The 9,333-nt window shown below is 70.0% G+C and carries 12 protein-coding genes; 4 read left to right on the top strand and 8 right to left on the bottom strand.

The window, feature by feature from the left end; translation table 11 throughout:
- Together G6016_RS09525 and G6016_RS09530 are read left to right on the top strand one after the other, a co-directional pair.
- A partial coding sequence (locus G6016_RS09525; RefSeq protein ID WP_182632433.1) for a DUF1801 domain-containing protein occupies window positions 1-542 on the top strand: 542 nt, incomplete at its 5' end.
- A gap of 93 nt (window positions 543-635) precedes the next feature.
- Window positions 636-1,463 carry a L,D-transpeptidase gene (locus G6016_RS09530; protein ID WP_182632434.1) on the top strand — a complete coding sequence of 276 codons (828 nt, stop codon included), beginning with the start codon at window positions 636-638 and terminating at the stop codon, window positions 1,461-1,463.
- A 13-nt stretch (window positions 1,464-1,476) separates the two neighbouring features.
- Here G6016_RS09530 and G6016_RS09535 read toward each other — a convergent pair whose 3' ends face one another.
- From G6016_RS09535 to G6016_RS09545, 3 genes are all read right to left on the bottom strand, one after another.
- Window positions 1,477-2,115 (bottom strand): DUF6518 family protein, encoded by a 639-nt coding sequence (locus G6016_RS09535; RefSeq protein ID WP_182632435.1) that lies wholly within the window; start codon window positions 2,113-2,115, stop codon window positions 1,477-1,479.
- A 16-nt stretch (window positions 2,116-2,131) separates the two neighbouring features.
- On the bottom strand, window positions 2,132-3,763 hold the full coding sequence (gene lysS, locus G6016_RS09540) for a lysine--tRNA ligase (protein ID WP_182632436.1): 1,632 nt from the start codon (window positions 3,761-3,763) through the stop codon (window positions 2,132-2,134).
- A gap of 65 nt (window positions 3,764-3,828) precedes the next feature.
- On the bottom strand, window positions 3,829-4,359 hold the full coding sequence (locus G6016_RS09545) for a rhodanese-like domain-containing protein (protein ID WP_241730052.1): 531 nt from the start codon (window positions 4,357-4,359) through the stop codon (window positions 3,829-3,831).
- 210 nt (window positions 4,360-4,569) lie between these two features.
- Here G6016_RS09545 and ygiD point away from each other — a divergent pair, with 210 nt between their 5' ends.
- Both ygiD and G6016_RS09555 read left to right on the top strand, forming a co-directional pair.
- On the top strand, window positions 4,570-5,361 hold the full coding sequence (gene ygiD, locus G6016_RS09550; protein ID WP_182632437.1) for a 4,5-DOPA-extradiol-dioxygenase: 792 nt from the start codon (window positions 4,570-4,572) through the stop codon (window positions 5,359-5,361).
- Between the two features lie 48 nt (window positions 5,362-5,409).
- Window positions 5,410-5,919, top strand: coding sequence for a GNAT family N-acetyltransferase (locus G6016_RS09555; RefSeq protein WP_182632438.1), 510 nt, complete (start codon window positions 5,410-5,412; stop codon window positions 5,917-5,919).
- On the opposite strand, the gene G6016_RS09560 is transcribed toward G6016_RS09555, so the two are convergent.
- From G6016_RS09560 to G6016_RS09580, 5 genes are all read right to left on the bottom strand, one after another.
- Window positions 5,911-6,621, bottom strand: coding sequence for a TMEM175 family protein (locus G6016_RS09560; protein WP_182632439.1), 711 nt, complete (start codon window positions 6,619-6,621; stop codon window positions 5,911-5,913). The genes G6016_RS09555 and G6016_RS09560 overlap by 9 nt on opposite strands.
- Before the next feature lie 87 nt (window positions 6,622-6,708).
- Complete coding sequence (locus tag G6016_RS09565; RefSeq protein ID WP_182632440.1) at window positions 6,709-7,479, bottom strand: type III pantothenate kinase; 771 nt, start codon at window positions 7,477-7,479, stop codon at window positions 6,709-6,711.
- 17 nt (window positions 7,480-7,496) lie between these two features.
- Complete coding sequence (panD, locus tag G6016_RS09570) at window positions 7,497-7,922, bottom strand: aspartate 1-decarboxylase (protein WP_182632441.1); 426 nt, start codon at window positions 7,920-7,922, stop codon at window positions 7,497-7,499.
- A gap of 3 nt (window positions 7,923-7,925) precedes the next feature.
- The gene (gene panC, locus G6016_RS09575; protein ID WP_182632442.1) at window positions 7,926-8,942 is read right to left on the bottom strand and encodes a pantoate--beta-alanine ligase; all 1,017 of its coding nucleotides are present in this window, start codon (window positions 8,940-8,942) and stop codon (window positions 7,926-7,928) included.
- Window positions 8,939-9,333: DUF2520 domain-containing protein (locus G6016_RS09580; protein WP_182632443.1), on the bottom strand; the 395-nt coding region annotated here is incomplete at its 5' end. The genes panC and G6016_RS09580, both read right to left, overlap by 4 nt.

Below are 9,333 nucleotides of genomic sequence, written 5' to 3' on the forward strand. Positions count from 1 at the left end.
GGATGGCCGAGAAGGATGTGCTCGCCCTCCACGGTCTCGGCCCGGCCCAGCTGGGCGTGTTGCGCGACGCGCTGACAGGCGCCGGACTGGCGTTCACCGATCCGGTCGCCCGACCGCGCGCCACCGGACGCAATGACAACACCGCGTTGGCCACGACCGACGGCTCACCCCGGAAGTGGATCGAGCAGCTGCCCACCGAGCGCCGTGTCGAGGACGGCCTACGGCTGCTGGAGTTGTTCGGCGAGGTCACCGGCGCCGAGGCCGTGATGTGGGGGCCGTCAATGGTTGGGTACGGCCACCACCACTACGTCTACGATTCCGGCCGCGAGGGCGACACGTTCCGCGTCGGGTTCAGCCCCCGCGCCTCGGCCCTGTCCCTCTACGGATTGCTCGACCCCGAGGTGGACGACCTGCTCGGCCGACTCGGGCCGCACAAGACCGGCAAGGGATGCCTGTACGTCACCCGGCTGGCCCGCGTGGACGAGCAGGTCCTGCGCGACCTCATCGCCGCCGGGTGGGCCCGCGGGGAAGCCGGCTGCTGATCCCGAATTTCTCCATCGCCGCGTGTGAGGCCGCGGGCTCGCCGGGCTCGCCGAACTGCCACGAGTGGACGTGTCAGCGATAGGGTGGGGGCCATGCCTATCGTGAATCGGCCCATGGGCCGCAATCACCTTGCCGCACTCAGCGCGGCGGCAGTTGTGGGCGCCACTGCAGCCGGCGCCACCGCGGGTGTCGCGCACGCAGAGTCCGAGGACACCTCCACCGTCGCCTCGCAGGCGACCCAGGACTCCGTGATGGGGCAGGTCGACCCGGGCACGTCGGCAGATTCGGTCGCCCTCGCAGATCAGGCCGCGCAGGCCGACCCGGTATCCCTCGACGAGGCGCCCGAGCCGGTCGCCGTCGATGCGCAGTTGATCCGGTCGGTGGCCCGGCAGGTCCTGCTCGAGCAAGAACGTCCCGAGCACCTCACCAACGTCGACCTCATCGCTCGCGACGTCCTGGCGCAGGGCCCCGCCGACCCGGCACAGGCCGAATACATGACCCGGGAGACCATGCTCGGTTTCGGTCCCGGTGCCCCCGTCGCGGATGCCCCGGAGTCCGAAGTGGTGATGGCGCCGCCGCAGTGCCCGCCCACCGCGCGCGCCTGCATTGACGTCGACGGCAAGATGGCCTGGATGGTCGAAGACGGCCGAGTCACCTACGGCCCGGTCCCCATTACGACCGGCAAGCCGGGCTACGAGACCGCGCGCGGAACACACAACGTCCTGAGGCACGTCCGGCACGATCACAGCATCCCGTTCGACTCCCCCATGCCGTACTCGACGTACTTCACGGTCAGTGGGATGGCGTTCCACGAGGGTCGCCTCGACGAGCCGTCTCACGGCTGCGTGCACCTGGGGCAGCAGGCCGCCGCCCATTTCTTCGAGCACCTCAAGGTGGGCGACGAGATCGTCGCGTTCTGACCGGACGGTCGTGTCAGGCCACCGCGTCGTACACCAGGCACGCGGCCGCGGACAGCGACACCAGCAGCGTCATCGATGCCAGGCTGACCCCTCGCCCGCCGGGGCGGGAGACGATCGCCAGCACCACCAGCGCGAGCACCGCCTCCAGTATCCAGGCCGGTCCACCGATCAGCCAGATTCCGTAGACGGCCTCGCCGCCGATGATCCCGGGGACCACGCCCGCAGCGACCGACCCCCGGGTTCCGGGGCTGGTCGATAATGCTCCGGCCGCTCCGCACACCGCACCCGCAACAGGCCCGACGACTATCCAAAGGGCGACCTCGATGGCCGAGGTGGTGGGCGCGTTGACCGCGAGCCACGGGAGGAGAACTCCCACCATGGCGATCAGCCCTGCAAATGCTCCAGTACTTGCGCTGGCGGTTCCGGCGCTCGCACCTAGGGAGTGTGCTCGTCCGGCGGACCAGCGGCCCGCGATCAGTCCGACCACCGACCACAGGGCGCTCGTTCCGGCCAGGACAGCCCACTGATCGGGAAGTAGCGCGTGCGCGAGGGTGAGCACGAGCCCGCACACGAGGCCGAACCCGAGCGCGCCGGCACACGTGCCGATCGCTCGTCCGGAGGCTCGGCCGGTGCCAGCGGAGTGCTCACTCACCGGGCCGCGACCTATATCAGTCGCGCGGCAGCGGCTTGACCATCGGGAACAGGATCGTCTCGCGAATTCCGAGCCCGGTCAGCGCCATGAGCAGTCGGTCGATGCCCATGCCCAGTCCGGCCGACGGCGGCATGCCCTGCTCCATCGCGGCGAGGAAGTCCTCGTCGAGGACCATGGCCTCGTCGTCGCCGGCGGCGGCCAGCCGGGCCTGGTCCTCGAATCGCTGACGCTGGATAACCGGGTCGACGAGCTCGGAGTAGGCAGTCGCCAGCTCGAAGCCACGCACGTACAGGTCCCACTTCTCGGTGACACCCCGATCGGTGCGGTGGTCGCGGGTCAACGGCGAGGTCTCGACTGGGAAATCACGGACGAACACCGGGCCGTCGAGCTGGTCGGCGCACAGGTGCTCCCACAGTTCCTCGACGAGCTTGCCGTGCAGCCACCCCTTGCCGGAGGGCACGTCGAGCCCGACCTTGCCGGCCAGTGCGGTCAGCTCTTCGACGCTGGAGTCGACGGTCACCGTCTCGGCACCCGCGGCGGCAAGCTCGGGGTGCTTGCGCTGCAGCGCCTCGTTGAGCGACGGGTACATCTTCATCTCGCGCCACTGCCCGCCGAGGTCGTAGGTGGTGCCGTCGACGAGAGTGACCGTGGTGGAACCGAAGACCTCGGTGGCCACCTCCTGGATGACCTCGCGGATCATGGTGGCGGCCGTGTTGTAGTCGCCGTAGGCCTGGTAGGTCTCGAGCATCGCGAACTCGGGGCTGTGCGAGGAGTCGACGCCCTCGTTGCGGAAGTTGCGGTTGATCTCGAAGACGCGCTCGATGCCGCCCACCACGCAGCGCTTGAGGTACAGCTCGGGCGCGATGCGCAGGTACAGGTCCAGGTCCAGTGCGTTGGAGTGCGTGATGAACGGCCGGGCCGCGGCGCCGCCGTGCAGCGTCTGCAGCATGGGCGTCTCGACCTCGAGGAACCCGCGGTTCTCCAGCGCGTGACGCAGCGCCCGCACGACCTTGATACGCAGGATCGCGTTGCGGCGAGCCTGCTCGCGCATGATGAGGTCGGTGTAGCGCTGGCGCACGCGCGTGTCCTCGCCCATCTCCTTGTGGGCGACCGGCAGTGGGCGAAGCGACTTGGCGGCCAGCACCCACGAGTCGGCCATCACAGAGAGCTCGCCGCGCTTGGAGCGCACGACGCGCCCGGTCACCGACACGAAGTCGCCCAGGTCGACGTCCTGCTTCCACGCATCGAGCCGCTCCTGGCCGACATTGGCCAGCGAGAGCATCGCCTGCAACTGCGGAGTGAATCCGCCCGGCTCATCCTCGACGACGGGAGTCGACAGTTCCGCGGACGGGTCGACGCCGTCCTGCAGTCGCACGAAGCACAGCTTGCCGGTGTTGCGGACGAAGAGCACGCGTCCGGTCACGGAGACCTCGACATCGGTCTCCTCGCCCGGCTCAAGATCGGCGAAGCGTGGGTCCGAGGTGATCTCGGCCAGTCCGTGGGTGCGCGGCACCTCGACCGGGTAGGCCTCCACCCCGTCGTCGAGGAGACGCTGCCGCTTGTCGCGGCGGATGCGAAGCTGCTCGGGGGTGTCGTCGGCGGGCTCGTTCGAGGCGGCCCCGGGCGCGGAGGAAGTCGAGTCAGTCACGACTCCCGAGGATAGTCCCCACGACGCGGCGGGACCGAACCCATGGCCGGGCCCTTCCCGCGACGTCAGTGGGCGGAGATCGCGGAGCGCTCGCGCAGCAGGTGCTCGGCACCCGTGAGCAGCCCGAGCGCGCGGGCGGCGCGCAGTGCGTCGTGGCCGCCGTCCACGGCACGGACGCCGTGAACCCCGCGGGAGGCCAGCTCAAGCGCGAACAGCTCGGCGTCCAGGCCGTCATCGCTCACCAGGAGGACCGGACGCCCCTCGGCAACCGCGGCGAGCGGGGCGGGCGACGTGGGATCGAGAAGATCGACGACGGGGCGCGCCTCCACGGCGATCGCACCGGCCAGCACACCCTGACGCTCACGCTGGACACGGGAGCGGATGTCCACCACCAGGGCGCCTGCACGGACAGCGTCCACGTAGGCATCGGCGGTGACGGTGGTCGTATAGGTCGTGGTGGTGAAGGCGATCGTCATGGTGTTCTCCTGGCGAGGTGCGGCGGTGGTGTCGATTCGGGGGTTCGCCGGTCGGGGACACCACTGCTGCGCGCGCGTCGATGCCGCCGGACCGGCCGAGGGCATTCGTCGCGCGTTCATGACGCCAATAGTAGACAGACCGGTCTATCTACCGCAAGGGTCCCGAGCGAATCCACACAGACGCCCGGGGCACACCGGGGCCTCACGCGCCGCAGCGACGCCGCTCGGCGACCGAGGCGACGCCACTCGGCACCCCCGGACACAGCGTCAGGTCTGGCATTTTCTATTTAGTTGATGCATCATGCAACTACGCCGCACGAAGGAGATGCCATGACCGCCGCCCCCGCCCGCCAGCCCGCCGTCTTCATCGGACACGGAGCCCCCACCAATGCGCTCGAGGACAACAAGTGGACCCGCGAATGGCAGGCGATCGGACGGTCCCTTCCCGAGAAGCCGCGCGCGATCCTGGCGGTGTCCGCGCACTGGTACATCAATGCCACCGCAGTGACCGCCATGTCCTCCCCGCGAACGATCCACGACTTCTACGGCTTCCCCCGCGAACTCGCGGAGTTCGAGTACCCAGCCTCTGGGGCACCCGAACTCGCCGACGAGGTGGCCGACATCGCCAAGCCCACCTGGATCGGCGTGGACCAGGACTCGTGGGGACTGGATCACGGAACCTGGTCCGTGCTGGCCCACATGTTCCCCGACGCCGACGTGCCCGTTGCCCAGCTGTCGATCGACGCGAGCAAGCCGGCGAGCTACCACTTCGACCTCGGCACCAAACTCTCCGCGCTGCGCGACTCGGGAGTGCTGGTCCTGGCCAGTGGCAACGTTGTGCACAACCTCGCGGTGGTGGACCCCAGCCGAGGAGAGACGGGAACCGATTGGGCCCGTCGCTTCGATGACCACGCCCAGGAGCTGCTCACCGAGCGGCCCGAGGACGCGCTGACGTTGATCGAGCACCCCGATGTCAGGCTCGCCGTCCCCACCGCCGACCACTTCCTGCCGGTGCTCTACTCCGCCGGCATGGCCGCGGGGGCCGGGGAGAAGCTGGAGGCGTTCACCAAGGACTACCTCTGGGGCTCCCTGTCCATGACCAGTTACCGCTCGGCCGCCTGACACACCTGGCCGGTGGTCGCCCGGAGCCGGACACTGCAGACTGACCGCATGCCCGTCCCCCGACCCGCGACCGTGTCCGACGTGGAGCAGCTCCGCGAGATCGAGCGGTCCGCCGGGCAGCTGTTCTCGGAGATCGGAATGGACGCGATCGCCCTCGACGACCCGCCTACGGCCGAGAACTACCGCATGGCCATCGAGCGCGGCGAGATCACCGTGATCGACCTCGACGAGGTCCCGACCGCGTACCTGCGGGCATTCGAGGTCGACGGCCTGATGCATCTCGAGCAGCTCAGCGTGGCCGCCTCCGGTGCCCGCCGCGGACTTGGCCGCATGCTGATCGAGCACGCGGCGGACTCGGCGCAGGAGCAGGGCCTGGCCGGGCTCACCCTCACCACGTTCGCGTCGGTCCCGTGGAACGCCCCGTACTACGCACGGCTCGGCTTCCGGGTGCTCGATGAGCGGGAATGGTCCCCGGGCCTGCGCAGGATCCGGGACGAGGAGGCCGCCGACGGACTGGATGCCTGGCCCCGCGTGTGCATGATCCGGGAATCACGCTAGCCGGGTCGACATCCGGCCCGACACCGGCAGCAATACCACCAGCACGAGCCAGAAGAGCTGCGCCGCCGACGCCCCGATCGTCAGCGCGACAGGTATCGAGCACAGGAACACCGCAGGGGTCACCAACGCATCACTGAGGGCGGCCAGATTCTGCCTCGACGAGGTGGGGTGCCGCTCCAGTCCGGCCCGCCTGCCCAACTGGTAGACGGTCGACTGCGCCAGCGAGACCCCCGCAATATTCACCGCGTATAGGACTGTCGGCAGCGCCAGGCCCGAGGTCTCGGGATCGCTGATCGCGTCCGTGGTGAACGGAACGAGGATCACCAGACCGGTCGCCACCAGGTTCGCCACCAGCATCGGGCCGTCCAGTCCGGTCATCTTGCTGATGATCCGCACATTGACCCGCCACAGCACGCAGATCACCACGAAGCTCAGGATCACGCCGAACAGCTGCTGCCCGAGGCCGGACTCCGCGAGCGAGGACAGGTCCTGCCACTCCTGCGCCCGGGGCAGGTCCACGTTCGCGATCAGCAGCGTGACGGCGAAGCCGTAGATCGCGTCAAAAAAGGAGAGCCCGCGGTCGAATTCCGACGAGTCGCGGTGGATGACGGCGTTGTCGTCGTCGCCATAATTTTTCGCGCCGTCGTCGTCGCTCCTACCGTGACCCTCCGTCCCGGGCGTCCCGGCGCTCGCACCGTTCATTCACCAAGCATGCCCGACTGCCCACGACCGCCACGCGGGTTCGCACGACACTGGTCCGCGCCACTCGGGTTCCCACCACCAGCGCGGTCAGCAGTTTCGCGCGTGCACCAACCTCAGGCCCTCCAGCGCGAGGTCAGGCTCTACATCTGTCACGGTCCGCGATTCCTCGGACACGACGTCCGCGCGCAGGCCGGTCAGCACCACGCAGGCGTCGGCCAGCTCCGCGACGTCGGTGCGCAGCCGGTCCACCAGGGCGTCGATCTGCCCGGCGAAGCCGATCACGATGCCGGCCTGCAGCGCCGCGACGGTGTTCTTGCCCAGCGCGCCGCGCGGCCGCACGACCTCGATCTTGCGCAGGGCCGCCGCGCGCTCGGCGAGCGCGTCGACGGAGATGTCGATCCCGGGCGCGATCGCCCCGCCGAGGAGCTCGCCGCGCGCGGAAATGGCGTCGACGGTGGTCGCCGTATCGACGTCGACGACGACGACGGCACCCTCGAACAGCGTGTGGGCGGCGAGCGCGTTGACGACCCGGTCGGACCCCACCTCGCGCGGATTGTCGACCAACAGCGGCACCCCGGTCTTGACTCCCGGGGCCACCACGACCGAGGGCAGGCTGGGCCAGTAGTCGGCGGCCATTCGCCGCAGTTCCCCGGTCACCGACGGCACCACGGACATCGCGGAGATGCCGGTGAGCTGCTGCGCGCACTCCCCCAGCAGCCCGCGGATCGTCAACGCGAGTTCGTCGGACGTCACCGACGGTGAGGTGCGCACGCTCCAGGTGCGCTCGAGCGGACCACCGCCGGGCGGGAAGGTGCCGAGCCGGATGTGCGTGTTGCCGACGTCGACGGTGAGAAGCATGGGTGTCCTCCCGCGGCCTAGACGGCGGCGGGCTCCGGCACGCGCGGGTTCTTCAGTCCCGAGCCCTCGGGGACGTTCGCCGGGTCGTCGCCCTCGGTGAGCGTGCGGTTGTCGCCGTCGACAAACACGACGCGGGGCTTGTAGGCCCGCGCCTCGGCGTCCTCCATGATCCCGTAGGCGATGATGATCACCAGGTCGCCCGGGTGCACCAGGTGCGCGGCGGCGCCGTTGATGCTGATCACGCCGGAGCCGCGCTCGCCGGTGATGGCGTAGGTGGTCAGGCGGTTGCCGTTGTTGATGTCGACGATGTCGATCTGCTGGCCCTCGAGCAGGTCGGCGGCGTCCATGAGGTCGGCGTCGATGGTGCAGGAACCGACGTAGTGCAGGTCGGCCTGGGTCACGGTGGCCCGGTGGATCTTGGAGTGGAGCATGGTGCGCTGCATGTGTCAGCCTTCCTGGGAATCTGCGGGGCGCGCGGCGAGCACGGCGTCGTCGGCGAGGTCGTCGGCCATCTCGGCCTGCTGGGCGGCGACGGTGGCCTCGGCCGCGGCGAGGAAGCCGGTGCCGATGGCCACGCCGACGTTGTCGATGAGGCGGGTGGTTCCGATGCGGGCCGCCACGAGGAGCCGGCCGGGGCCCTCTTCCGGCGGTTCACCAAGGTCCGCGGCGCGGAGCTCGAGGTAGTCGAGGGTGATCTGCGGGCGCTCGGCCAGGAGCGCGGCGGCGGCCTCGATAACCGCCTGCCGACCGCCCTTGGCCGCGAACGTTCCGGCCACCAGCGCCGCGTTGATGGTGGTGGCCAGTTCGCGCTCGTCGTCTGAGAGGTAGCGGTTGCGCGAGCTCATCGCCAGTCCGTCGGACTCGCGGACCGTGGGCACGCCCACCACGCGCACGTCCAGGTTCAGGTCGGCGACCATCTGCCGGATGAGCACCAGCTGCTGGTAGTCCTTCTCCCCGAAGAACGCCTGGTGGGGGGCGACGATGTTGAAGAGTTTCGCCACGACAGTGAGCATCCCGGCGAAGTGGCCGGGGCGGGCGGCGCCGTCGAGGATCTCCCCGGTCTGCCCCGGCTGCACGGTCGTGCGCGGGCCCTCCGGGTACATGGCGGTCGCACTGGGGGCGAACACCAACTCGACGCCCGCCTCGGCGAGTTTGGCCACGTCCTCGTCCAGGGTGCGCGGGTAGGCGTCGAGGTCCTCACCCTCGCCGAACTGCAGCGGGTTGACGAAGATCGAGGCCACCACCACGGCCCCGGGCGTGCGGCGCGCGGCCTCCACGAGCGCCAGGTGGCCCTCGTGCAGTGCGCCCATCGTGGGCACGAAGGTGATCTGCTTGCCCACCTTGCGCAGCGACTCGGTGACCGCGTGGAGTGAGTCGGGCTCGTGGTGGATCGTCAGCTCGCCGCGGGCGTAGCCGGTGTTCGGGCGGCCGGGGACCGCGGTCCGGACCGGGTAGGTGGTCATCGCAGCTGCTCCGTCAGGTCGGGGGCGAGAAGGTCGGTGACATCGCGGCCGGCGCCGCAGCGGTCGGCGGTGCGCAGCGCCAGCGCGCGGTAGCCGGTGGCGATTCCGCCGTCGACCTCCTCGAGCGCGTCGAGGTGCCGCGAGACGGTCACGGCGTCGCCGCGCATGACCGGTCCGGTCAGGGCCGCATCGCCGGAGGCCAGGACGTTGTCCAGGGCGGCGCGCAGGAGCGGCTCGAGGGTCCGGCGGGCGAGCGCTTCGGCGTCCTGGCCGAGCATCCCGTCGGGATCGCCCTCGACTCCGCCGCCCGGCAGGACGGCGAACGACGCGGCGAGTGCTTCCGCGGCGTCGTTCACGAGGGTGACCAGGTGATTGGCGCCGTGCGCGAGGG

This window comes from Dietzia aerolata, from assembly GCF_014144865.1.
Lineage (GTDB): Bacteria > Actinomycetota > Actinomycetes > Mycobacteriales > Mycobacteriaceae > Dietzia > Dietzia aerolata.

Bases quoted from the DNA above. Each gene is read 5' to 3' on its own strand.
- G6016_RS09530 (WP_182632434.1), top strand. From the start codon at position 636: ATGCCTATCGTGAATCGGCCCATGGGCCGCAATCACCTTGCCGCACTC.
- G6016_RS09545 (WP_241730052.1), bottom strand. From the start codon at position 4,359: ATGAACGCGCGACGAATGCCCTCGGCCGGTCCGGCGGCATCGACGCGC.
- ygiD (WP_182632437.1), top strand. From the start codon at position 4,570: ATGACCGCCGCCCCCGCCCGCCAGCCCGCCGTCTTCATCGGACACGGA.
- G6016_RS09555 (WP_182632438.1), top strand. From the start codon at position 5,410: ATGCCCGTCCCCCGACCCGCGACCGTGTCCGACGTGGAGCAGCTCCGC.
- G6016_RS09560 (WP_182632439.1), bottom strand. From the start codon at position 6,621: ATGAACGGTGCGAGCGCCGGGACGCCCGGGACGGAGGGTCACGGTAGG.
- G6016_RS09565 (WP_182632440.1), bottom strand. From the start codon at position 7,479: ATGCTTCTCACCGTCGACGTCGGCAACACGCACATCCGGCTCGGCACC.
- panD (WP_182632441.1), bottom strand. From the start codon at position 7,922: ATGCAGCGCACCATGCTCCACTCCAAGATCCACCGGGCCACCGTGACC.
- panC (WP_182632442.1), bottom strand. From the start codon at position 8,942: ATGACCACCTACCCGGTCCGGACCGCGGTCCCCGGCCGCCCGAACACC.